The sequence below is a fragment of the Agromyces sp. Y182 genome, assembly GCF_059445385.1.
Window position 1 is genome coordinate 1,441,274 of sequence record NZ_JCAIUF010000001.1, and the last position, 22,935, is coordinate 1,464,208.

The 22,935-nt window shown below is 67.3% G+C and carries 19 protein-coding genes and 2 pseudogenes; 9 read left to right on the plus strand and 12 right to left on the minus strand.

What is annotated here, in order from left to right:
* Nucleotides 1-95: 95 nt before the first annotated feature.
* The 7 genes from AC1C2R_RS06630 to rhuM all read right to left on the minus strand — a co-directional run bounded on the left by AC1C2R_RS06630 (nt 96) and on the right by rhuM (nt 7,908).
* Nucleotides 96-2,141 carry a DUF5005 domain-containing protein gene (locus tag AC1C2R_RS06630; RefSeq protein ID WP_495351719.1) on the minus strand — a complete coding sequence of 682 codons (2,046 nt, stop codon included), beginning with the start codon at nt 2,139-2,141 and terminating at the stop codon, nt 96-98.
* A gap of 56 nt (nt 2,142-2,197) precedes the next feature.
* Complete coding sequence (locus AC1C2R_RS06635; protein WP_495351720.1) at nt 2,198-3,064, minus strand: carbohydrate ABC transporter permease; 867 nt, start codon at nt 3,062-3,064, stop codon at nt 2,198-2,200.
* Nucleotide 3,065: 1 nt separating this feature from the next.
* Complete coding sequence (locus tag AC1C2R_RS06640) at nt 3,066-4,034, minus strand: carbohydrate ABC transporter permease (protein ID WP_495379405.1); 969 nt, start codon at nt 4,032-4,034, stop codon at nt 3,066-3,068.
* A 74-nt stretch (nt 4,035-4,108) separates the two neighbouring features.
* Nucleotides 4,109-5,449 (minus strand): ABC transporter substrate-binding protein, encoded by a 1,341-nt coding sequence (locus AC1C2R_RS06645; RefSeq protein WP_495379406.1) that lies wholly within the window; start codon nt 5,447-5,449, stop codon nt 4,109-4,111.
* 180 nt (nt 5,450-5,629) lie between these two features.
* The gene (locus tag AC1C2R_RS06650) at nt 5,630-6,709 is read right to left on the minus strand and encodes a glycoside hydrolase family 183 protein (RefSeq protein WP_495379407.1); all 1,080 of its coding nucleotides are present in this window, start codon (nt 6,707-6,709) and stop codon (nt 5,630-5,632) included.
* Between the two features lie 261 nt (nt 6,710-6,970).
* Nucleotides 6,971-7,228: a Fic family protein gene (locus AC1C2R_RS06655; protein ID WP_495379408.1), complete on the minus strand. Its 258-nt coding sequence runs from the start codon at nt 7,226-7,228 to the stop codon at nt 6,971-6,973.
* Nucleotides 7,189-7,908, minus strand: a complete 720-nt coding sequence (gene rhuM / locus AC1C2R_RS06660) for a RhuM family protein (protein WP_495379409.1) — start codon at nt 7,906-7,908, stop codon at nt 7,189-7,191. The genes AC1C2R_RS06655 and rhuM overlap by 40 nt, the downstream gene beginning before the upstream one ends.
* Before the next feature lie 254 nt (nt 7,909-8,162).
* On the opposite strand from rhuM, the gene AC1C2R_RS06665 reads away from it, so the two are divergent.
* From AC1C2R_RS06665 to AC1C2R_RS06685, 5 genes and pseudogenes are all read left to right on the plus strand, one after another.
* Complete coding sequence (locus AC1C2R_RS06665; RefSeq protein ID WP_495379410.1) at nt 8,163-8,660, plus strand: MarR family winged helix-turn-helix transcriptional regulator; 498 nt, start codon at nt 8,163-8,165, stop codon at nt 8,658-8,660.
* A 5-nt stretch (nt 8,661-8,665) separates the two neighbouring features.
* Nucleotides 8,666-9,871 (plus strand): annotated as a pseudogene (locus tag AC1C2R_RS06670) (MFS transporter); the annotation flags it as partial.
* A 526-nt stretch (nt 9,872-10,397) separates the two neighbouring features.
* Nucleotides 10,398-10,766, plus strand: a pseudogene (locus AC1C2R_RS06675) (NPCBM/NEW2 domain-containing protein); the annotation flags it as partial.
* Between the two features lie 103 nt (nt 10,767-10,869).
* The gene (locus tag AC1C2R_RS06680; protein WP_495379411.1) at nt 10,870-10,959 is read left to right on the plus strand and encodes a hypothetical protein; all 90 of its coding nucleotides are present in this window, start codon (nt 10,870-10,872) and stop codon (nt 10,957-10,959) included.
* A 224-nt stretch (nt 10,960-11,183) separates the two neighbouring features.
* Nucleotides 11,184-12,092, plus strand: a complete 909-nt coding sequence (locus AC1C2R_RS06685) for an endonuclease domain-containing protein (protein WP_495379412.1) — start codon at nt 11,184-11,186, stop codon at nt 12,090-12,092.
* A gap of 130 nt (nt 12,093-12,222) precedes the next feature.
* Here the strand turns inward: AC1C2R_RS06685 and gdhA are convergent, their stop codons facing one another.
* The 3 genes from gdhA to AC1C2R_RS06700 all read right to left on the minus strand — a co-directional run bounded on the left by gdhA (nt 12,223) and on the right by AC1C2R_RS06700 (nt 15,561).
* The gene (gdhA, locus tag AC1C2R_RS06690) at nt 12,223-13,578 is read right to left on the minus strand and encodes an NADP-specific glutamate dehydrogenase (protein WP_495351730.1); all 1,356 of its coding nucleotides are present in this window, start codon (nt 13,576-13,578) and stop codon (nt 12,223-12,225) included.
* Nucleotides 13,579-13,697: 119 nt separating this feature from the next.
* Complete coding sequence (locus AC1C2R_RS06695) at nt 13,698-14,603, minus strand: carbohydrate ABC transporter permease (protein WP_495353206.1); 906 nt, start codon at nt 14,601-14,603, stop codon at nt 13,698-13,700.
* 43 nt (nt 14,604-14,646) lie between these two features.
* Nucleotides 14,647-15,561: a carbohydrate ABC transporter permease gene (locus AC1C2R_RS06700; protein WP_495353207.1), complete on the minus strand. Its 915-nt coding sequence runs from the start codon at nt 15,559-15,561 to the stop codon at nt 14,647-14,649.
* Nucleotides 15,562-15,712: 151 nt separating this feature from the next.
* On the opposite strand from AC1C2R_RS06700, the gene AC1C2R_RS06705 reads away from it, so the two are divergent.
* From AC1C2R_RS06705 to AC1C2R_RS06715, 3 genes are all read left to right on the plus strand, one after another.
* A complete protein-coding gene (locus AC1C2R_RS06705) occupies nt 15,713-16,729 on the plus strand; it encodes a LacI family DNA-binding transcriptional regulator (RefSeq protein WP_495379413.1) in 1,017 nt (338 codons plus the stop codon).
* Nucleotides 16,730-16,903: 174 nt separating this feature from the next.
* Nucleotides 16,904-18,214, plus strand: a complete 1,311-nt coding sequence (locus AC1C2R_RS06710; protein ID WP_495379414.1) for an ABC transporter substrate-binding protein — start codon at nt 16,904-16,906, stop codon at nt 18,212-18,214.
* 68 nt (nt 18,215-18,282) lie between these two features.
* A complete protein-coding gene (locus AC1C2R_RS06715; protein ID WP_495379415.1) occupies nt 18,283-19,875 on the plus strand; it encodes an MGH1-like glycoside hydrolase domain-containing protein in 1,593 nt (530 codons plus the stop codon).
* Nucleotides 19,876-19,903: 28 nt separating this feature from the next.
* Here the strand turns inward: AC1C2R_RS06715 and AC1C2R_RS06720 are convergent, their stop codons facing one another.
* Nucleotides 19,904-20,782: an SDR family NAD(P)-dependent oxidoreductase gene (locus AC1C2R_RS06720; RefSeq protein ID WP_495379416.1), complete on the minus strand. Its 879-nt coding sequence runs from the start codon at nt 20,780-20,782 to the stop codon at nt 19,904-19,906.
* Here AC1C2R_RS06720 and AC1C2R_RS06725 point away from each other — a divergent pair.
* On the plus strand, nt 20,769-21,374 hold the full coding sequence (locus AC1C2R_RS06725; RefSeq protein ID WP_495379417.1) for a TetR/AcrR family transcriptional regulator: 606 nt from the start codon (nt 20,769-20,771) through the stop codon (nt 21,372-21,374). The genes AC1C2R_RS06720 and AC1C2R_RS06725 overlap by 14 nt on opposite strands.
* Before the next feature lie 37 nt (nt 21,375-21,411).
* On the opposite strand, the gene AC1C2R_RS06730 is transcribed toward AC1C2R_RS06725, so the two are convergent.
* On the minus strand, nt 21,412-22,824 hold the full coding sequence (locus tag AC1C2R_RS06730) for a glycoside hydrolase family 5 protein (protein WP_495379418.1): 1,413 nt from the start codon (nt 22,822-22,824) through the stop codon (nt 21,412-21,414).
* Nucleotides 22,825-22,935 lie beyond the last annotated feature (111 nt).

Below are 22,935 nucleotides of genomic sequence, written 5' to 3' on the forward strand. Positions count from 1 at the left end.
TTAGGCAAATAGTTGCATTCCTATTAGGCAATCAGTTGCGTTCCTATTGCACAATTGGTCGCGCTCGACCGTCTGGCAGTTTCGCAAGGGTGAGTTCAGGGGCGACCCGGCTTGCCGGGTTTGTCGGGCTTGCCGGGCTTGTCTGGGAAGTCGGGGCGCGGCGGCCGTGGATCGTAGTGCACTGCCGAGAGGCCGAGCTCGCAGCCCCCGCACGAGGTCAGGATCGCCCGCTCCGCATCGGCGGTCGTCGTGACGACGAGCTCCGAGTCACCGCGCGACGCATCACGACGCACAGTCGCGGCGAAGCCGACGGTCAGTGTCTGGCCGGGGGCGATCTGCCCCGACCAGCGCAGCGTCGAGCCGTCGAGCACCGGCTCGCCCGTCGCGGAGCGCAGCGACGCGGCATCCAGATTCGCATCGTCGAGGAGTCCGCTGAGGTCGACGGCGAGGCTCACGGTCTCGGCGGTCGAGCTGTCGGTGGAAGCCGACAGCTCGTACGAGACCACGTCGTGGCGCACGACCTCGGATCCCGCCGCCGGGTCGGATGAGACCGTGACCGTCAGCCCCGGCAGCTGCTCCTTCGCCTTCGCGAGGGAGAGGTCGTCGATCTGCACCCAGCGGTCGCCGTTCAGGTTCGTGCCGACGAAGGCCTGCACGGCCGTGCGGTCGCCACTGTGGAAGGTCGCCGAGTAGCGCGTGTACGCGCCGACCTGCTCGAAGGATGTCTCGGCGAGCGTCGCGCCGCCGGAGCCGAGTTCGCGTACGCCCAGCGACCCGGGCGCCGGGCTGCCCCCGGTCACCACGAAGCCGGTGAAGGTGTACGTGGTGTTCGGCTCGACCACGACATCCTGGTGCACGTCGATCCACCCGGCGTTGTGCCGCATCCAGCCCTGCTTGGTGCCGCCGTGGGTCCACGCGTGGTTGACGTCGACGCCGCAGTTGCCCGCGCAGGCCCACGGCGCCGGTATGGCGGCGTCGACGGCGCGCTCGAATCCCGGGTCCTCGATGAGGTTCGGGTTCACGACGGCGCCCGTCTCGTCGATCTCGGCGCGCATCAAATACACGTTGTACGGCTCCCACTGCGAGAGCGCGAAGTAGAGCTCGCCGTCTTCCGACCAGGGGTGCAGGTAGCCGCCGTACAGGCCCGGATAGTCCGCGAAGCTCGCGAGTCGCTGCGCCTCGCCCCACGGCCCCTCGGGAGTCGGCGCGGTGCGCAGCACCAGATCGAGGTCCTCGTTGAGATAGGTCATCAGCCAGCCGCCCGTGTGCTCGCTGTACTGCACCGACAGTTCCGCGACGTTCGGCGGCACGATCGGCGCGGCGACGGCGTCGTCGCCTACCACCCAATTCGACCCGTTCCAGTACGAATAGGCCGACTTGTCGAGCACGGATGACTCGGGCACGCGTGCGACGTGCGCCGCACCGAACCGGCCGTTCGGCGTTCCGAACATGTAGACGTAACCATCGTGGCGCTCGAACGCGACCATCTGGAACGGGTGCTGCCCGTCGGCGGTATTCGTCCACTGCGGTCCGTCGGTCGAGTTCCAGGTCTCGCCGTTGTCATCGGAGTAGGCGATGCGGCTGAAGTTCGTGTCCCATGCCCCGGGTTCGCCCCACTGGCGCACCGACATGAAGGCGAGGTACTGCCGATCGCCGACGGCGATGCCGGCCGTCGGGATCGTCGTGAGCTCTTCGCCGTTCACCTTCTGTGACGGGATGATCTCGGCCGCGTGACCCGGCGCATCCTCGACGGCGGAGTCGAACGTCATGCCGTCGGAGAGCTCGGCATCGCTGCTGCGCAGCAGCACGTTCGAGCGCCAGTCGCCACCGCCACCGCCGGGACCGCTCCAATCGCCGAAGGTGTCGCCGAAAGCGGTGAGGATCTCGCCGGCGCCGTTCTCCCACATGATGCCGAGATCGGTGCCGGTCACGGCCCACCTCGTGTCGGTGGCGCTCAGCGACTTCGGCCCCGTCATCTTGCTGACGAGCACCGCGGGCGAATGATCCGGAGACGGCTCGGCGATCGCGCTCTCCGCAGGCGCGAGCGGCGCAGCGGCCGCACCGGTCGGCGCGAGCACTCCGATGACGAGCGCTCCGACGGCGGCGAGCACGGTGGTGTTCCTTCGTACGGGTTGCATCATTGCATCTCCCTGTCGGTGGAATTCGAGGTTCGGTCAGGCCGCCCCGCTGGGCGACGTCACTTCAGCCCGGCCATCTTGATGTTGCCGATGATCTGGCGCTGGAAGATCAGGAACAAGATGATGACGGGCGCCGCAGCGAGCACCGACCCGGCCATCAGCAGTCCGAGCTCGGTCGAGCGCTCGGAGCGGAACGTGGCGAGGTACTGCTGCACCACGAACTGCTCGGGGGTCGTGATCGTCATGATCGGCCAGACGTACGAGTTCCAGTACGCGAGGAACGCGGTGATGCCCATGACGACGAACGGCGGCTTGGAGAGCGGAAGGAAGAGCCGGATGAAGATCGTGAACCGGTTGCAGCCGTCGAGCATCGCGGCCTCTTCGAGGCTCGACGGGATGCTCAGGTAGAACTGCCGGATGAAGAACACCATCGCCGCGCTCGCCGCGCCCGGGAGCACCAGCACCGCGAGCGAGTCGAGCATCTGCAGGTTGGTGACCACGATGAAGCTCGTGAGCAGGATCGTCATGCCGGGGATGAACAGGGTCGTGATCAGGATGACCCAGAGGGTGCGCTTGAACCGGAAGTCCAGGCGGGCGAACGCGTAGGCGGCGAGCGAGTTCACCGCGAGGCTCAGCACCGTGAACAGCAGAGCGCCGCCGAAGGTCCACAGCATCGTGCGCAGGAAAGTGGGGTCGGCGAGGATCTGGACATAGTTCTCCCACTTCCACACCTCGGGGAAGAACTGGAACGGCGTCTTCAGTACCTCGGTCTTCGTCTTGAAGCCCGCGATGAGCATCCATGCCAGGGGGAAGAGCGCCGTGACGACGAAGAGCACGCCCATGGCGACCTTGCCGGTCGCGAAGAGCCACCATCGGGTGTCGCGCGCGACCCGCCGTGCGGGAGCGAGTTCGAAGGTTGCAGCCACGTCAGTCCACGAGCCTTTCGGAGTTGACGAACTTGAACACGATCGCCGACACGCTGCCGAGCACCACGAAGAGGAGCATGGCGGCCGCGATCGAGAACCCGACGTTGATGTCGTTTCGGAAGTGGATGAAGATGAACAGGTTCGGCAGCGTCGTCGAGTTGAGCGGACCGCCGTTGGTCATGATGAGCGGCAGTTCGAACTGCTGGATCGCCGCGACGAACCCGGTGACCACGAGGTAGAGCAGCACGTTCTTCATCTGCGGCAACGTGATGAAGAACGTCTTCTGCCACCAGTTCGCGCCCTCCATGGATGCCGCCTCGTAGTACTCGGTCGGGATGTCGACCATGGCCGCGACCATGATGAGCGAGGTGAGGCCCATGCCGAGCCAGATCGCCGGTACCGCGATCGCGACGAGTGCCCACGCGGGGTCGCCGATCCACGCGATCGGGTCGACGCCGAACAGGCCCAGGAACCAGTTGAGCAGACCGCCCGAGTAGTCGTAGATCAGCACGAAGATGATCGAGGTGATCACGGTCGAGACGATGGTCGGTATGTAGATGCTGACCTTCAGCAGTCCCGCGAAGCGCCGCGAGACGCTGACGACGAGTGAGGCGAAGCCGAACGCCAGCAGGAGCATCGGCGGCACGGTGAGCAGCACGAAGAGGAAGCCGCGACCGATCGCCTCGACGAAGAGCGGATCGCCCAGCACGTCGAGGTAGTTCTTCAGGCCGACGAACGCGGGGGCCTTGTAGAAACTCCAGTCCTGGAACGACAGGTAGGCGGCGTAGATCGCCGGCCAGATGACGAAGATGCCGAGCAGCACCATCGCCGGCAGGATCAGCCAGTAGGCGAGCTTGCCGTCTCGATATCGATAGCGGTCGCGCCGGCGCCGCACTTCCCGGCGATCGCTCGCGCCTCGAGCGTCGGTGACCCCGACCCCGACCCCGCCGCGCACCATTTCGGTGACCATGATCCGTCCTGTCGTTCCGTGCCGGCTCGGCCGGTCGGAGGCCGGTCTTGCCAGCCTCCGACCAGTCGATCCGATCAGTTCTTCGGCGCCTTGCTGGGCAGGTCGTTCTTCTCGATCACCTTCTGGATCGCATCGGACGCGGTCTTCAGCGCGTCGTCGATGGATGCAGCGCCCTTCATGCCCGACTCGATCGCGGTGCCGACGGCGAGCGAGACGTCCCACGGGTACGTCGGCTCGGGGATCGCGGTGGGAGCGATGTCGTTCACGATGATGCTCGACCACGGGGCATCCGCTGCCTCATCGCTCGCGGCGACGGCCTCTTGCACCGAGTCGCGCACGGGCACTTTGGTGAACTGCGTGTCGACGAAGAACGGCACGAGACGCTCGGGGTCGTCGGCGAGCGCCCACTCGAGGAACGCTCCCGCCGCTTCGGCGTTCTTCGTCTTCGCGTCGATGACCCACTTGAAGTTGCCGAGGGTCGTCGTAGTGCGATCGTCTGAGCCTGAGGCCGAGGGGAATGCGCCGATGCCGGTCTTGGCCAGCAGGTCGGGGTAGTCCGAGCCGATCTCCGACATCATCCACGAACCCGATACCTTGAACGCGGCCTTCTGCTCGCCGAAGTCCTTGCCCTCGACGTACGCGGCGAGGGGCTGCTTGGGCATGTAGCCCTTGTCCCACAGCTCCTGATAGTTGGCGATGAGGCTCTGGTACGCGTCGTTCTCGATGTCGGGCGCGGTCCAATCGTCGGTGAGTGCGGTGTGGCCGGCGAAGTTGTACTGCTGGCCGACCGATGACCAGGCGAAGGTGATCGCGTCTTGAGCGGGCGAGATGCAGTACTGGCCGTCTTGCAGGGTGGGGGCGATCTTCTCGCACGCGGCGAGCAAGTCGTCCCACGTCGCGGGCGCCTGTTCGGTGTCGACGCCGGCCGCCGCGAGCATGTCGGTGTTCCAGAACAGCACAGTCTGCGGCTCGAGCAGCAGCGGATAGGCGTAGTACGTGCCGCCGATCTCGGCGACGGGCTTGGCCGCATCGATGATCTCGTCGAGCTTCGCCTCGTCGACGACCTCGTTGAGCTCGTAGAGCTGGCCGGCGTTGACGGCGTCTTGGATGCTGCCGGCGTGGGTGTAGACGTCGGGTGCCTTGCCCGCGGCCTGCGCGGCCTTCATCTTCTGGTCCCACGCGTCGGCCGGCACCTCGGTGTCGACGACCTTGACCTCGTCTTGCGAGGCGTTGAACTGCTTCACGATGTCGGCGTACCAGTCGTTCTCGACCGGCGTGAAGGTGCGGTGCCAGAACTGGATCGTGGTCGTGCCGCCGGCGTCGTCGCCGCTCGATGGCGAGCATCCGGCGAGCATGGCCACGACCGCAGCGGCTGCGATGCCGACGGTGGCGAGCCTGTTGATTCTCTTGTGCATTCGTCCCTCCTCAGGAACTCGACTCTTCGGTGAGTCGTTGCTGTGGCCGGTCAGGAAGCCCGGTCCGGTCGGATCAGGCCGGCGCACCGCTCAGCGCGGATCGCCGCTGACCTCATCCCGGCGCCAGCGTACGCGAAATCGATTTCATGCGCAATGGCGACGGATGCCGCGTGCACGCGCTCACTCGGCGCGTTCGGTGCGTTCGAGGTCGACCGAGAACCAGAACACGTTGTACGGCCCCCACAGCGAGAGCGTGAAGTAGATGCGCCGACCGCCCTCGGCGACGTACCGCGGGTTCAGGTACGGCGAGTAGAGCCCCGGATAGTCGACCGCCGAGACCATCTCGATCGGCTCGCCCCACGGCCCCCACGGGGTGATCCCTTCGCGGATGTACGCGTTGCCGCCGTCGGAGTACGTCATGATCCAGCGCTCGAGGTAGCCGGACCACATGACCGAGAGTTCGCCGATCGTGCCGTCCACGATCGTGGTCGCGGCGTCGGGATCGGGGCTCCAATCCGGCGCACCGTCGGGCGCCGTACCCGCGAAGTACGTGTAGGCCGAGGGATCCTCGACCGCTTCGACCGTCGCCGGCACGCGCATGAGCTGCACGCCGCCGAATCGCCCGGATGGAATCGACCAGAAGTAGACGTATTCGGTGCCGCCCTCCTGCACGGTCGCAGCGGCCACCTGAACGAAATTCGAGTCGCCCGGCCAGCGCGGGGACTCGAGCGCCGTCCACGTGCGTCCCTCGTCGGTCGACTTCGCGAGGCCCGCGAAGTTCGCGTCCCACGCGCCAGGCTCCCCCCAGAACTTCACCGACATGTACGAGAGATAGAGCGTGTCGTCGACGGCGAACCCGTACGTCGGGATCTTCGTCACCTCGCCCGTGCCGTCGTTCGCGTCGTGCTCGCCCTCGACGAGTGCGGTCGCCCAGCCGAGGTCGTCGGCCGGCGCCCAGCCGTCGAAGGTGATGCCGTCGCTCGGGTCGTCGTCGGTCGTCCAGGCCGAGACGTTCGAGCGCCAGTTGCCGCCTTGCCCGCCGTATGCGTCTGCGGCGCGTTCGCCGAAGGTGTCGCCGAACAGGAAGAGGGTCTTGTCTCCGAGGTTCACCATCGAGCCGAGGTCGGTGCCGGCGACCGCGGCGCCCTCGGTATCGTTGATCGCGTCGGGGCCGGTGAGCTTCGCGATCTCGGTGAGGTCACGAACACCCTCGAGCACGAACGGCTTGTCGGGGTCGGGGTCGACGGTGGCCGGCTTCATCGCACCGCTCCCGGCATTCGGCCCGGTACAGGCGCAGAGCGCCAGGGCAGCGGATGCCGCGACCGCGGCGATTCGCAGAGTTCGGGTTCGTGTTCGTGGGGTCGGGGCATGGCGCATGATCCTCCTCGATCGTCTCCGCCACGATACGTCGAAGCCGCCGATTTAGAAATCGATTTCAAAACTTCCGCTGCCGAACGCCCGATGAAACCCCACACCGCGAGTGCCCGCTCGAGGGCTATCGGGCGCCGAGTCCGACTCCCTTCACGATGCCTCCCCTGTCAGCATGCTCATGAGCAGCACGACCATGAGCTCCTTCTCTTTCGGGTCGCTCATGGCGACCATGAGCGTGATCGCCGCAAGGGCGTTGTTCGAGATGCGCGGTATGCCACGCTCATCGTCAAGAGCCTCATTCTTCGCCAGAAAGTGCACGAACAGGGCGGCCGCACTGCGCTTGTTGCCGTCGGAGAGCGGGTGATCCTTCACGACCATGTAGAGCAGATTCGCTGCCTTCTCCTGCACGGTCGGGTACAGCTGTTGCCCGCCGAACCCCTGGTAGATCGTCTCGACGATTCCCTTGAGTGCGTCACCGCGCTCACCCCGAACAACCGATCGTCGGGGAACTCCGAGCCGACACGGTCTATAACGACGCGAGCGTCGTCGTACGTGAGCACCCAGAGCGGCACTTTGCCGGGTGGAGAAGTAATCGTGCCTTCGTCATAGTCGCGAAGGGCGCGCAGGCCCGGCAAGTATCTCGACAGCACATCGGCTACACCGGTGATCATTTCGTCGGTCGAGCGCGAGAGCACCTGCACGATCGAACCGAGTTGCTCGAGGCGGCGTTCGTTGATTGTTGCACCCTCGAGCACGAACTCCTTGAGTACGCCGCTCGCCCAACGGCGGAACTCGATCGCCCGACCTGAGTTCGCGCGGTACCCAACCGCAAGAATCACGTCGAGGCTGTAGAGCGTGACCGGTCGATCAGAAGAAGCAGTATGCACTTTTTGCATATTGCTCTCGCGATCGACCTCGCCCGCTCGGAACAGATTGCGGATGTGCCGGGAAACACCGGACTGGTCGACCCCGAACAGCTCTTCGATCTGTGCCTGCGAAGCCCAGATCGTTTCGCGTTCAGTGTCGAACGGCAGACGAAATTCACTTCCCTCGGCGGAGTAGATGACCACACCGATATCGCTGGTCACTCGTGCCCCTCCAATCGGCTCGTGCGCTCGTGCACTCGTGCGCTCGTGCACTCGTGCGCTCGTGCACTTGGTCGGGCCCTGCGACGGCCTCCGGATCGTTGTGCGACATTCTCTCCTCCAATGAGATGAACGATTGCGATCAACCCGGCACGAGTTCGATACCGGCGCTCTACGACGAGCCTCCGACGCCGCGGCCGACAGGGGCCCAGAGACATCCGGAATGCTTAGTCACACTAATTTGTTAGACTAAGGACATGACGGATGCCTCACACACCCCCGCGGCCGAACGGCCTGCCCCCGGTGCATCCGCTCGAATATCCACGCCCCGCCGACCCACGCTCGCCGAACAGAGCACCGAGCTGCGCATCGCGATCATGCGTCTTGCGCGGCGTCTCAGGCAGGAACGCACCGAGACCGAGCTCAGCGGCTCGCAGTTCTCGACCCTCGGCTGGATCTCGGCCGAAGGACCGCTCACCATCGGCCGGCTGGCCGGACTCGAGCGGGTCACGGCCCCCTCGATGAACCGCACCGTGAACCGCCTCGTCGACGCCGGCTACGTTGTGCGCGCGGCGTCGCCCGACGACCGCCGCAAAGTGCTCGTCTCGACGACCGAGATCGGCGAGACGATCGTGCGCGAGACGCGCCGCCGGCGCGACGCGTGGCTCGCCAAGCGCTTCGTCACCCTCACCCCTGCAGAACGCGAGACGCTCGCTGACGCCACGACCATCCTCAGGAGGCTCATCACCCAGTGAGTGCCATGTTCCGATCCCTCGTCCACCGCAATTATCGAATCTGGTTCATCGGCGCCCTCGTCTCGAACGTCGGCGCCTGGATGCAGGCCACCGCCCAGAACTGGGTGGTGCTCACCGAACTCACCGACAACGATGCCTTCGCCGTCGGAATCACCATGGCGCTGCAGTTCGCGCCGCAACTGCTGCTCGTGCCGATCACCGGCCTCATCGCCGACCGCTTCGACCGCCGCAAGATCCTCATGATCACGCAGACCGCGCTCATGCTGCTCGGTCTCGCCCTCGGCCTCCTGCTCATCTTCGGCCAGGCAGAACTCTGGCACCTCTATCTCTTCGCGCTCGCCCTCGGCCTCGTGAACGCCGTCGACAACCCCGCGCGGCAGACCTTCGTCTCCGACCTCGTCGGCAGCTCCGACATGTCCAACGCCGTCGCGCTGAACTCGGCGTCGTTCAACACCGCACGCATGATCGGCCCGGCCGTCGCGGGATTCCTGATCGTGCTCGTCGGCTCGGGTTGGGTCTTCGTCATCAACGCATTCACCTTCCTGGCGGTGCTCGGCGCGCTCGCGATGCTTCGCGGCAAGCAATTGAAGCGGATGCCGCGGGCTCCACGCGCCCGCGGGCAATTCGTCGCGGGCTTCCGCTACGTGGCGGGGCGGCCCGACCTCGTCGTCGTCTTCGTCATGGTCTTCCTCATCGGCGCATTCGGCATGAACTTCCCGATCTTCTCCTCGACGATGGCGGTCGAGTTCGGCCGCGGCGCCGGCGAGTACGGCCTGCTGTCGTCGATCCTCGCGATCGGCTCGCTGACCGGTGCCCTGCTCGCTGCACGACGCGAGCGAGCCCGCATCCGGGTGATCATCCTGGCGTGCGCCTTCCTCGGATTCGCCACGCTGGCCGCCGCGCTCATGCCCACCTACTGGACCTTCGCGGCCTCGACGATCCTCATCGGCCTCGGCGCCGTGACGATCCTCACCACGGCCAACGGGTACGTGCAGACGACGACCGAACCCGCGCTCCGCGGCCGGGTGCTCGCGCTGTACATGGCGATCCTCGCGGGCGGAACGCCCATCGGCGCCCCGATCGTCGGCGCGGTCGCCGACAGCATGGGCCCGCGCTGGGCGCTCGGGCTCGCCGCCGTCGCTGCGACCGTGGCCGCGCTCATCGGCCTCGGCTGGCTCGTGTTCTCGCGGGGAATGCGCCTCGCGCGGCATCCGGAGTTCGCCTGGCGACCGGTGGTCAGATTCGCGGATGCCCCGACCGCCGCCATCGCGGTCGTGGCCACGCAGGCCGTGCCGGTCGTGCCGGTCGTGCCGGTCGTACCGGCCGTGCCGGTCGTACCGGCCGTGCCGGTCGTGCTCGACGACGCTCACGATCGTGTGCACGAGCGCGCCGGCGCGCTCGTGCCCGCCGTACCGAACAACCGGCTCGTGCCGGTCGACTTCTCGGAGGAAGTGGCGCTCACCTCGCCGATCCCGCTGCCGCATGCGCGCCGTGACGACGCGAGTCGTCGGGATGCGCCTGCCGGCGCAAGCGTTCGCGTCCAGTCGACCGCTGCCGCTCCCGCTCGTGCATCGGCGGAGTGCCCGGAGCCCGCGGCATCACCGACCTCGAAACGGCGACGGCGGGCAACTTCGACGGCGGCGGCGCCACCTTCTCGAAGGACGCGCTGGCCGCAGCCGGAGTAACGCCCGGCGGAACCGTGACGGTGGGCACCGGTGATGCAGCGATCGAGTACCGGTGGCCGGAACCCGTCGGCACGCCGAACTCGGTGGCTCCCGCAGGGCAGACGGTCTGAAGATCTTCGACTGGCAGGTCGTCTCGCAGCCCCTGCCGCCGGGGCCGGCGGAGTCGGCATGGGCGTCGGAGCTGCCGTGGCTCGGCGCCACCACCGGATGGGGTGTCATCGGAAAGGACGTGGCGAACAAGGACGAAGCGGGCTCGCCCGACGTGCCCCTGACGATCAACTACACGGATCCGGCCACCGGGCAGTCGCCGGTCTACGCGAAGGGGCTCGGCGTGCACGCCGCGTCGAAGATCACCTACTACCTCGGCGGCACGTGCTCGGCGTTCACCGCCGAGGTCGGCCTCGAGGCGGGCTTCGCCGGTAACGTCATCTTCAGGGTCGACACCGACGGAGTGAACCGGTACCAGTCGCGTACGTTCACACCGGGCTTCGCCCCCGGAGCCGGTGAACGTCGACCTGACGGGCGTGCAATACGTCGACCTGCTCGTCGACGCACCGGGCAGCATCAATGGCGCGCACGGCGTCTGGGGTGATGGGCGCTTCACCTGCGGGTGATCCTCCGCGGGCGAGAAGGGGGAACCTCAACCCGACGGCCGGGGCTCGTGCGATTCACGCGCGGGCCCCGGCCCTTTCGGGGTTCTCCAGTACTCAGGAGATCTCCACTCTGAGCCCCCTCTGCGGACGCACACCCAGGGATCTCCTGAATTTCTCCCCGCCGAGTTGTCCACAGTTTCACCATGAACCAGCCGAATGCCTCGCTTCCCGACCAGACTCAGCGCATGGCAACGACCCTGGGCGCGACGACCGTCCTCCGGCGAGCGGGCGGCGCAGCCGGCTTCGCCGCGTTCGAGAAGGCCGGCATCGTCCGAGCCGAGGTGCTCTCCGCAGTGCGAAGTGGGGCCGTGATCCGCGTGCGCAACGGCTGGTTCGCCGCTCCGGATGCCCCCGCGGACGTCGTTCGAGCGGTGCGCGTCGGCGGCATCGCGACCGCCTCGACCGTTGCACGGCTCCGCGGCCTCTGGGTGCCAGCGCGAGATCGCCTGCACGTGCGGGTCTCGTCGAACGCTGCCAGGCTGCGTTCCCCGCACGATCGCGGGGTTCCGCTCGACGCCCGACAGCACGGCGTCTGCCTGCACTATCGCGCCAAGATCGACGGCACGATCGGCCGCGACGCACTGACCGCCTCGCTCGGTGAGATGTTCGCCTGCGCACCCGTCCACGAGGCGATCGCGGCCGTGGAATCTGCGATCGAGCGGCGCGAGCTCGACCCCGGGCACCTCGAGACCGTTCGACGGGCGATGCCGCCTGGACGGCGCATACTCCTCGACCGGCTCGATCTCACCACGCAGTCCGGCCTCGAGACGAAGGTCCGGTTGCTGCTGCACGGTCGGCGTGTGCGGTTCCGCACTCAGGCGCCGATCGACGGCGTCGGCTCGGTCGACTTCCTCGTCGGAGACCGTCTCGTCATCGAGGTCGACGGCTGGACGTTCCACAGTTCGCGCGAGGAGTTCGAGAACGATCGTCGGCGCGACTTCGAGCTGGTGACCCGTGGGTACCGGGTGTTGCGGCTGAGCTACCGGCAGGTGGTGGAGGACTGGGAGCGCAGCAGGGCGGGGATCCTCGTGCTGCTCTCGCGCGGCGAGCACCGCTGGCAGGGTCGTCAGCGCGGCCCGTTCCCGCCAGTCTGAGCCGCGCGAGCCGAGTGCGTCGACCGGATCGCAGAAATTCAGGAGATCACACTCCATCGGCCCGTGGAGCTCACCATGACCCGGGATCTCCTGAATTCGTCGCCCGGTGCGGCAGCGACCTCGCGGCGCGTCAGATGACGCCGAGCGCGAGCATCGCGTCGGCGACGCGCGTGAAGCCGGCGATGTTGGCTCCGACGACGTAGTCGCCCGGCACGCCGTATTCGTCGGCGGTCGCCGCGGTGCGCTCGTGAATGCCCGCCATGATCTCGGAGAGCCGCTCCTCGGTGTGCTCGAAGCCCCACGAGTCGCGCGACGCATTCTGCTGCATCTCGAGCGCCGAGGTCGCCACGCCGCCCGCGTTGGCGGCCTTGCCCGGCCCGAAGAGCACGCCCGCCTCGCGCAGCGCCCGGATCGCACCAGGCGTCGTGGGCATGTTGGCGCCCTCGGCGACCGCCACGACACCCGCGGCGACGAGCTTCACGGCCTGCGCCTCTGACAGCTCGTTCTGCGTCGCGCACGGCAGGGCGACGTCGATGCGCTCACTGTCGATATCCCACACGGATGCCCCGGGCAGGAACTTCGCCCGCCCGCCGCGCTCATCGGCGTATACCGAGATGCGCTCTCGGCGCCGCTCTTTGACGTCGCGCAGCAGCGCGAGGTCGATGCCGTCGGGGTCGTGGATGGCGCCCGACGAGTCGGAGGCGCCGACGACCCGCCCTCCGAGGGCGTGCACCTTCTCGATCGCGTAGACGGCGACGTTGCCAGAGCCCGAGACGAGCACGCGGGCCCCGTCGAACGAGCGGCCGCGGGTCGCGAGCATGTGCTCGGTGAAGTAGACGGCACCGTAGCCGGTCGCCTCGGTGCGCACGAGCGAGCCGCCCCACGTGACGCCCTTGCCCGTGAGCACGCCCGACTCGTAGCGGTTCGTGATGCGCTTGTACTGGCCGAAGAGGTAGCCGATCTCACGCGCACCGACACCGATGTCGCCGGCCGGGACATCCGTGTACTCGCCGATGTGGCGGTAGGCCTCGGTCATGAACGACTGGCAGAACCGCATGATCTCGCCGTCGGAGCGGCCCTTGGGGTCGAAGTCGCTGCCGCCCTTGCCGCCGCCGATGGGCATGCCCGTGAGCGCGTTCTTGAAGACCTGCTCGAACCCGAGGAACTTCACGGTACCGAGCAGCACGCTCGGGTGGAAGCGGAGCCCGCCCTTGTAGGGCCCCAGCGCCGAGTTGAACTGCACCCGGAAGCCGCGGTTGATGCGCACGCGGCCGCCATCGTCGACCCACGGCACCCGGAAGATGATCTGCCGCTCGGGTTCGCAGATGCGCTCGAGGATCGACGCCTGCACGTACTGCGGGTTCTTGTCGAGCACTCGCCCGAGCGAGTCGAACACCTCGCGCACGGCCTGGTGGAACTCCACCTCGCCGGGATTCCGGGTCAGTGTCGCGGCGTAGACGTCTTCGATGGTGGTGCGGCTCTGCAACGCGCGCCCTTCTGTCGAACGGATGCCACGTGGTGCATGTTGCGCGCGGCGTCTCCACACTACCCAGTGCCGAGGAAGCCTCCGACCGTATGACGCGAGCGGCAGGTGTGCTGCGCCTGCTACTTGATGCCGGTCGTCGCGAAGCCCTTGATGAGGTAACGCTGTCCGATGAGGAACGCGAGGAACAGCGGAATGAGGCTCACGACCGACATCGCGAACATGGCGCCGTAGTTGGATGACGATTGGGCGTCGATGAACCCCTTCAGGGCGATCGAGACCGGGAAGTTCTCCCGGGTGCGCAAGTAGATGAGCGGCCCGAAGAAGTCGCCCCACGTCCAGATGAAGGTGAAGATCGCGGTCGTGGCGAGCGCCGGCACCATGAGTGGCATGGTGATCTGCGAGTAGATGCGGAACTGGCCGGCACCGTCGATACGCGCGGCCTCGAAGATCTCCTTCGGCAGGCCGCGGATGAACTGCACCATGAGGAAGATGAAGAACGCGTCGGCGGCCAGGAACTTCGGCACGATCAGCGGCAGGAACGTCTCGAGCCAGCCGAGCTCGCGGAAGATGACGAACTGCGGCACGAGCACCACGTGGAACGGCAGCATGATCGTGCCGAGCATCACCACGAAGAAGGCGTTGCGCCCCCAGAACTTCAGCCTCGCGAAGGCGTACGCGGCGAGCGAGCAGGAGATGAGGTTGCCGACGATCGCGCCGAGCACGAGAATCGACGAGTTCATCAGGAACACCGTGAACGGCAGTTGCTGCGAGGTCCAGCCCTGCGTGTAGTTGTCGAAGGTCAGGTCGGTGGTGAAGATGCCGAGGTCGCTGAAGATCGCATCGTTCGGCTTGAACGACGACACGACGAGCCAGATCAGCGGATACACCATCACGATCGACAGTGCGATGAGTCCCGTGTGCTTGAGCACCGAGATCCACCGGGCCCGCGCGCGGCGGTCGCGTGGCTGCTCGGGCGATGCACCGACGACGGCGCGAGTCGTGGGGTGTTCGAGGGTCGAGGCCATGGTCGCGGTCCCTTCGTAGATCGTGCGGGAGGCGGAGCCGGGTTCAGTCGTCATAGAAGACCCAGTACTTCGACAACCAGAAGTTGATGGCGGTGATGGCGCCGATGACGACCAGGAGGAACCACGCCATGGCGGCCGCGTAGCCCATGTTCAACTCGGTGAACGCCTGCTTGTAGAGGTACAGCGTGAAGAACATCGTGGAGTCGCTCGGCCCGCCGGTGCCTCCAGAGACGATGTACGCCTGCGTGAACGACTGGAACGCGAAGATGACCTGCAGCACGAGGTTGAAGAAGATGATCGGCGTGAGCAGCGGGAGCGTCACCGAGAAGAACCGTCGCACCTTGCCTGCGCCGTCGACCTCCGCCGCCTCGTAGAACATCTCGGGAATCTGACGGAGCCCCGCGAGGAAGATCACCATCGGGGAGCCGAAGGTCCAGACGTGCAGCAGGATGATCGTGCCGAGCGCGAAGTCGGGGTGCGCGATCCAGCCGGGGCCGTCGATGCCGAACCAGGCGAGGAACCCGTTGACGATGCCTTCTTTACCGAACACCTGGCGCCACAGGATCGCGATCGCGACCGACCCGCCCATGAGACTCGGCAGGTAGAACACCGAGCGATAGAAGGAGAGGCCGCGCATTCCCCGGTCGAGCAGCATCGCGACGCCGAGGGCGAGGGCGAGTTGCAGCGGCACCGAGACGAAGACGTAGACGAGGGTGACCCGGAACGAATTCCAGAGCCGGTTGTCGCCGAGCATCTCGACGAAGTTGTCGAGGCCCGCCCACTTCGGCGGCTGCAACAGGTTGTAGTCGGTGAACGACAGGTACAGCGACGCCAGCATGGGCCCGATCGTGAACACGAGGATGCCGATGAGCCACGGAAGCAGGAAGAGGAACCCGGCCTTGTTGTCGGGATACTTCTCTTTCACACGTGACCCGCGCGTGCGTGCCGCGCGGGCGATCGTGCGGAGTTCACCGAGGCTGCTCACTGGTCGACCTCCTCGTCAGTCCAGAGAAACCACTACCGTGGTGAAAGCGGTTTCTGGTGCGATGCACGATTTTGTTGCAAGGCACGCGAAATGTCAAACTTCCCCGATGAGATCGAGGCGAACCATGGCCCGACGAGGCAAGACGACGACGATCGCCGAAGTCGCCGAGCACGCCGGCGTCTCACCGGCGACCGTGTCGCGCGTGATGAACAACCACTTCACCGGTCAGCCGGCCGTAGCCGAACGGGTGCGCAGCTCGGCAGCAGAACTCGGCTATTCGCCGAGCCCCTTGGCCCGCGGCCTCGCCCTCGGCGAGACGCGAACGATCGCGTTCGTGGTCCCCGATCTCGCGAACCCGGCGTTCCAGGCGGTGCTCTCGGGGCTCAGCAAGACGGCGGCGAAAGACGGCTACCGGGTGCTCGTTGCCGATTCGGCGGAGTCCGCGGCCGAAGAGGCACTGCTCGCGAACGAGACCCGGCGGCGCTGCGACTCGATCGTGCTGTGCGCGCCGCGCATGCCCGACGCACAGCTCATCGAGCTCGCGTCGTCGCTGCATCCGCTCGTGCTCGTCAATCGCCCGACGCCGCGAATCTCGGCGCCGTCGCTGTCGATCGACTACGAGACGGGCATCGGCGCCCTCGCCGAGCACCTGACCTCTCTCGGCCATCGGCATCTCGCCTACCTCGCCGGCCCTGACGAGAGCGTCTCGAACTCGTACCGGCTCCGCGGGCTCGACGGTTTCGAGCGCGGCGCGACCGGGGTGCGCATCGACCGCATCCCGGGTGGCGTGCACCCCGAAGACGGCGTCGCCGCCGCGGTGCGGGTGCACGCGACGGGCGCGACGGCGGTGCTCGCGTTCAACGACCTCGTCGCGGTCGGACTCATCAGAGGACTCAAGGACCTCGGGCTGCGGGTGCCCGACGACATCTCGGTGACGGGCTTCGACGACATCCCGTTCGCGCGCTACACCTCCCCCGAGCTCACCACGGCGTCGGTGCCCTACGAGACGCTCGGCGTGCAGGCATGGAGTCGACTGCACGCCCTCATCCACGACGAGACGCCCGACGACGACCTCGTGCTGCAGCCGCGCCTCGAGGTGCGAAGGTCCACGGGGCACCCGCCCATCGGCGATGCCCGGTAAGGCCGAATGAATATCGTTGACTTGGCAACAAATAGCTGCTAGCTTTCCCGAGAAAGCGGTTTCACGAGCGTTCTCACGAGTGTTCGAGCGCCGCGTCCCGCGGCAAGTCCCCGCTTGCCGACACAGCAGGGGACCGCGGGAACGGCGGCCCTCGAACCCATGAAATGAGGCGCAATGACGCGTACATCACGCACCATCGCACGACGGGCCGCCCTGGGCTCCGCCCTGACGGCGACTCTGTTCCTGTCCGCATGCGCGGGCTCCGCGCCGGCTGAGACCGGTGGCTTCGACCCGAACGAGGAGATCGAGCTGCACATCGCCTGGTGGGGCAACGACGAGCGCTCGGCGATCATGGCCGAGGCGATCGACCTCTTCGAAGAGGAGTACCCGAACATCACCGTCGTGGAGGAGCCGGTCGGCGCCCCCGACGACCTCTTCAACCGACTCGCCACGGACTTCGCCTCCGGCACCGCCCCCGACGTGTTCGCACTCGGCGGCGCCAAGCCCCAGGAGTACGGCGCGGCCGGAGCGCTGCTCGACCTGTCGACCGTGAGCGACGAACTCGACACGAGCAAATACGAGGACTTCACCCTCACGAACGCGACCGTCGACGACACGCTCTACGGCCTGCCTACCGGCGGTAACGCGATCGGCGCCCTCGTCAACGCGAGCATCTTCGAGCAGGCCGGCGTGCCGGTGCCCGGCGACGACTGGACCTGGGAGGACCTCGTCGACAGTGCGAACGAGATCTCCGCGAAGGTGCCCGGGGTCGTGGGGCTCGACCTCCGTGTCCAGGACATCCTCGGCACGTACCTCGCACAGTACAACGACGACGGCATCTACGACTGGGACGGCGAGCTCGCCACCGACGCCGAGACCGTGCAGCAGTGGTACGAGCTCGAGCAGGAACTCGTCGAAGGCGGCGGTCTGCCCGACCCGTCGGTCATCGTGGAGCACTGGAACGTGACCCCTGACCTGTCGTTGTTCGGCACCGGCAAGGCCGCCATCACGTTCGCCTACAACAACCAGATCGGTTCGTACGCGACCGGCACCGGCGGCGGCGACGTCGAGATCATCGCGCCGCCGTCGTCGACCGGCGTCTCGGGCGTCGCCGCACTGCCCTCCCAGTTCTGGGCGATCGCATCGGAGACCGAACACCCCGAGGCATCCGCCCTGCTCGTCGACTGGCTGCTGAACCAGCCGGAGCCGGCGAAGATCATCCTCGCCAACCGCGGCCTGCCGTTCAACCCCGACACCCTCGAGGTCGTCAAGCCGCTGCTCGCCCCGGCCGACGCGCAGTCGGCCGAGTACCTCGAGAAGGTGCTCGAGTTCGGTGTCGTCGCCCCGCCGCAGCCCGCGGGCGGTGCGATCCTCAACGAGCTCTCGCAGCGCATCGAGTCCGACATCCTCTTCGACAAGGTGTCCGTCGCCGACGGCGCGAAGCAGTGGATCGCCGAACTCGACGCTGCGCTCCAGAACGACTGATCCGGTCGTGAGATCGCGGGCGGCACTTCGGCGCCGCCCGCGACTGCACCACACGAAGACAGAGACCCATGACGCAGCCCTCCCCCGTGCTGGACCGCCTTCGCGCCTCATCGATCCGCCTGGGCGAGGTGCGCTTCGCCGCCCTCGGCGGACCCCTCGAGGCGGCATGGCGCCAGGCGGTCGACGAGCTCGCCCGATGCATCCTGCCGCTCGGCGACGACGTTCCCGTGCTCAATGAGGGCGGTGTCTACCTCGGCAGCTGGCTGGAGAGCACCGCGACCATCAATGCCGAGGTGCTCGACCGCTTCGACCCCGACGTCACCCGCGACACGCATCTGCGGTTCGCCGCGCACCAGCGCGACGACGGACTGCTGCCCTACAAGCTCACCGCCGATGGCGCCGGCTACGCGCAGATCCAGATGGTCACGCCGTTCGCCCGCAGTGTCTGGCACCACTACCTGGCGGGCGGGCGCAGCGACCGCGACTACCTCGCCACCATGTATCGCGCACTCGCGCGGCACGACGCTTGGCTCGCGGCGCACCGCGACACCCGCGGCACCGGCGGCGTCGAGGCGTTCTGCACGTTCGACACCGGCCACGACCGCTCACCCCGGTTCTGGGGCGTGCCCGACCAGACCCCGGGCGGCGACGCGAGCGCGTACGACCTCGAGTCGGGCGTGCTCCCGTTCCTCGCGCCGGACCTCACGGCCAACGTCGCATGCCAGCGCGCCTACCTCGCGCGCATCGCCGACGAGCTCGGCGAAGACCCCGAGCCCTGGCACGCGAAGGCTGCTGCCAGCCGCGCCGCCCTCGAGGCGTGCTTCGACGAAGTCGACGGATGCTGGTACGACGTCGATGCCGCCGGGCGCCGTGTGCGCGTGCAGTCCGACGTGCTGCTGCGCGTGCTCGCGTGCGAGATCGGCGGCCCCGAGCTCTTCGAGGCCTCGCTCGAGCGCTACGTGCTGAACTCGCGCAAGTTCTTCTCGGCGTATCCGTTCACCTCGCTCGCACTCGACGACCCGCGCTTCGATCACGACTTCCGCGCGAACTCCTGGGGCGGGCCCGTCAACTTCCTGACGCTGATCCGTGCCCCGCACGCGTTCGAGCACCACGGCCACGTGGCGGAGCTCGCGTTCTCGCTCATGCCGGTCGTCGCGGCCGTCGCGCGCATGGGCCGCTTCCCGCAGGTCATGAGCCCGTGGACCGGCGAGCCCGGGTACACCGAGCAGTACTCCCCCGCGATCCTCTGGTTGCTCGACACGGTCGAGCGACTGTTCGGCATCCTGCCGCGACCCGACGGCGAGCTCTGGTTCACAGGGCTCCTGCCGCGCCGGGTGGATCACCACGACGTCGCCGACGAAGTCGCGTACGAGCGCACCGTCGGCGGCATCCGCTTCGAGCTCGAGAACTCGCGCACCGAGGCGATCGCCTACCGCGACGGCGAAGAATGGCTCAGGATGCCGCATGGCCTCCGTGCGATCACCGACCGGGCCGGCCGGTTGCGGGCCCTCGTGGGCATGACCGCTCGGCCCGTCGCCGGCACGGTGCACGTCGACGGCGAGCGGTTCGAGGTCGAGGTCGCGGGCAACGAGCGCGTCGACCTCGACGGGGTGCGCATCGTCGCGCGCACCCGCACCGTCGTCGTGCTGCCCGGGGCCTGAAACCCGCCGGCCTCGACGACCCGCCGGGTCACCAGGGCGCGCGGCTGCCGTCCCACGACCAGAGCGCCCCGGTGGGCGCGTCGTCCGGCAAGAGGGCGAGACGCACGGCGCCGGCAGCGGCCTCGGCGGGGTCGCCACCGGTCATTCCAGGGATGAGGTTGGTGGCGCGGAGCCCGGGGGCAAGAGCATTCACCTTGAACCGGTCGCCGAGCGTTTGCGCAGTGAGCAGCGTGACCGCGTTGACGGCGGTCTTGGAACTGCGGTAGGCCAGGCCTCCGCCGCGCACCCGCTCCCAATCGAACTGCGGGTTGGGCCCGCTGTTCCACGTCAGGGAGCCGGTGCCGCTGGACACGTTGACGATCCTCGGGTGGCCGGATCGTCTGAGCGCCGGCAGGAATGCCTGCGTGACGGCGACGAGGCCGAAGACGTTGGTGTCGAATGCGCGGTGCAGCTGGTCGAGCGACGTGCCGTCGATGTCTTCACCGCCGGAATTGACTCCGGCATTGTTGACCAGGATGTCCAGCCGATCGATCGTCGCCGCAGCGGCCGCGATGGACTCCGACCGGGTCACGTCGAGCTGAATCGCGAACGCGCCTTCGCCCAGCGAGTCGGCTGCCGCACGCCCTTTGTCGAGATCACGGGCGGCGACCCACACGGTGACGCCGTGCTGGAGCAACTGTTTCGCGATCTCGAACCCGATGCCGCTGTTCGCCCCGGTCACCAGCGCCGCGGTTCCACCCGCAGGACTCAGCGCCTCGGGGAGCTGATCTGTCGCCATGTTCGTCTGATCGTTCATCTGATCGTTCATCTGATCCTCCAACTCCAACGATGTGGTTGGAAGTGTACTCGCACTGAAGCGCATTTCCAACCCAAGCGTTGGTAAGCTGCCGATCATGGCCTGGGACACCGAGGGAACGCGGCGAAAACTGCGAGACGCGGCGCTTGTGGAATTCTCGGCGCACGGATACGACGGCACCGCCGTGGGCGCCATCGCCGCACGCGCCGGAGTGAACAAGGAGCGCCTGTACAGCTACTACGGAGACAAGAAGGCGCTCTGGAACCTCGTGCTCGCGACCGAGCTCGAACGCTTGGCCGGTGCCGTCCCGCTGACGACAGCAGGGCTCGCCGACATCGGCGAATTCGCCGGCGCCACCTTCGACTACCACGCCGCACACCCCGAGCTCGGACGGCTCCTGCAGTGGGAGGGCCTGCAAGACGAGTCTCCTGCTGAAGCGGTGACGCGATCGCAGCACTATCGAGAGAAGGTCGAACGCTTCGCCGCGGCGCAACGCGAGGGCCTCCTGTCGCCCGGCCTCGATCCAGCACACCTCGTCTTCGCCTTGATCGCTCTCGCTGCGTGGTGGCAGACCGTCCCTCAGCTCGCAGAGATGATCACCGGCGCAGGCCCCGTCGACGAACACGAGCGAGCTCGCCGCCGCCGCTTCGTCGTCGAAGCAGCCCGTCGCCTCGCAGCACCCGGCCCATCAGAACCCGTCTGACGCACTCGCACGACGACGAGCGCACCTTCGGCGCCGCTCACGCGCCGGCGCGAACCCCCGCGAGGTGTTCTTTCAGCACCTCGGTGAGCCCGGTGCGCTCGACGCTGCGATCCAAGCGGAAGGATGCCGCGAGATCGCGCGCCCGCTCAGGCGTGACGCCGCGGAACCGGTCGCCGAATCGCTCGGCGAGCGGCTCCGCGAGCAGGATGTGGCGCACGAGCAGTGCGATGTGCGGCTGCCGGCCCCACGGCCACGGGTGGTAGTCGGGAAACTCGGCATCGAAGACGGCGTCGATGGGATCGAGGATGTCACGGACACCGGCATCCGACCCGCCCCATGAGTCGATGCCGAGGCGCGCTTTGGTCTCGAGCTCGGGGCGGATCAACTCGACGTACGGACTGTCGGATGCCGCATGTACGAGCCCCTGGAGCCCGACGTCTTTATACGTCCAGAGCGCCCAGCTCGCACCATGCTCGCGGTAGATCTCGAGCTGGTCCTGCAGCAGCCGGTACCGCCAGGAATCCTGCGAACGGTCGTCGGAGTACACCGGGCCGAACTCGCCGATCCAGATCGGGGTGCCCGTCGAGCGCATGTACTCGGTGCGCCGCAGGAAGGTCTGCTCGACGACGCTCCGGTCGAAGTACTCTCCGCGGGTGACTCCGGGGTACTCGGTCGCGCTCGTGATGCCGGGCAGGGCGTAGTCGTGCGCCGTGTAGACGGTGTTCGGCAGCGGCTCGCTGCGCTGGTCGAACATGCTGAAGTCGGTCGAGTACTTGTTGCCGTCGAGGAAGAGCACGTGCCGCGGGTCGATGGCGCGGATGGCGCGTTCGAGCCGTTCGTAGAAGGGCAGCAGTCGCTCGCCGGTGGGGTCCGACGGTTCGTTGATGGGGTTGTACCCCGCCACCTCGGGGCGATCTCCGAATCGATCGGCGAGGGCCTCCCACAAGTGCACGACTCGGTCTTGGAAGTGCGGATGGTTCCAGAACTCGGCGATGTGGGTGGGGTTGTCGCTGTGCCAGTGCTGGTTCTGCCGGCCGGGCAGGGCGTGCAGGTCGAGGATCGAGTAGATGCCGTGCTCCGCGAGGAGCGTGACGACGCGATCGAGGCGTGCGAAGCCCTCCTCCTTCAACTCGAAGGGGCGCTCGTCGTCTTCGAAATGCCGGTAGTTGAAGGGGATGCGCACACTGTTGATGCCGATCGAAGCGAGGTGCGCGGCATCCGCTTCGTCGAAGAAGTCGGTGAGGAATGCGTCGAAGAACGCCTCGTACGATTCGGCGCCCATGCGATCGAGCAGCACCCGGCGGATGTTCTCTTCATTGCCGGGATACCCGGTGATGAAGTTCTCCATGTTCATCCAACCGCCGAGGCCGACGCCCGCGAGACGAACCGGGATCCCGCTCTCGTCGACGAGGTCGGCGCCGCGAACGGTGAGCCAGTCGAGACGCTCCATCGTGTTCCTCCTGCGGATTTGTACGCTTGAGCAACTTATCCGAGAAAGCGGTTTCACGCAACGGTGACCTCGTCAGCCCCGGCGCTGCCCCGGCACGGCATCAGCACAGTG

Bases quoted from the DNA above. Each gene is read 5' to 3' on its own strand.
- AC1C2R_RS06705 (WP_495379413.1), top strand. From the start codon at position 15,713: ATGGCCCGACGAGGCAAGACGACGACGATCGCCGAAGTCGCCGAGCAC.
- AC1C2R_RS06665 (WP_495379410.1), top strand. From the start codon at position 8,163: ATGACGGATGCCTCACACACCCCCGCGGCCGAACGGCCTGCCCCCGGT.
- AC1C2R_RS06710 (WP_495379414.1), top strand. From the start codon at position 16,904: ATGACGCGTACATCACGCACCATCGCACGACGGGCCGCCCTGGGCTCC.
- AC1C2R_RS06640 (WP_495379405.1), bottom strand. From the start codon at position 4,034: ATGGTCACCGAAATGGTGCGCGGCGGGGTCGGGGTCGGGGTCACCGAC.
- AC1C2R_RS06645 (WP_495379406.1), bottom strand. From the start codon at position 5,449: ATGCACAAGAGAATCAACAGGCTCGCCACCGTCGGCATCGCAGCCGCT.
- AC1C2R_RS06725 (WP_495379417.1), top strand. From the start codon at position 20,769: ATGGCCTGGGACACCGAGGGAACGCGGCGAAAACTGCGAGACGCGGCG.
- AC1C2R_RS06630 (WP_495351719.1), bottom strand. From the start codon at position 2,141: ATGATGCAACCCGTACGAAGGAACACCACCGTGCTCGCCGCCGTCGGA.
- AC1C2R_RS06730 (WP_495379418.1), bottom strand. From the start codon at position 22,824: ATGGAGCGTCTCGACTGGCTCACCGTTCGCGGCGCCGACCTCGTCGAC.
- AC1C2R_RS06685 (WP_495379412.1), top strand. From the start codon at position 11,184: ATGGCAACGACCCTGGGCGCGACGACCGTCCTCCGGCGAGCGGGCGGC.
- AC1C2R_RS06650 (WP_495379407.1), bottom strand. From the start codon at position 6,709: ATGAAGCCGGCCACCGTCGACCCCGACCCCGACAAGCCGTTCGTGCTC.
- AC1C2R_RS06715 (WP_495379415.1), top strand. From the start codon at position 18,283: ATGACGCAGCCCTCCCCCGTGCTGGACCGCCTTCGCGCCTCATCGATC.
- AC1C2R_RS06695 (WP_495353206.1), bottom strand. From the start codon at position 14,603: ATGGCCTCGACCCTCGAACACCCCACGACTCGCGCCGTCGTCGGTGCA.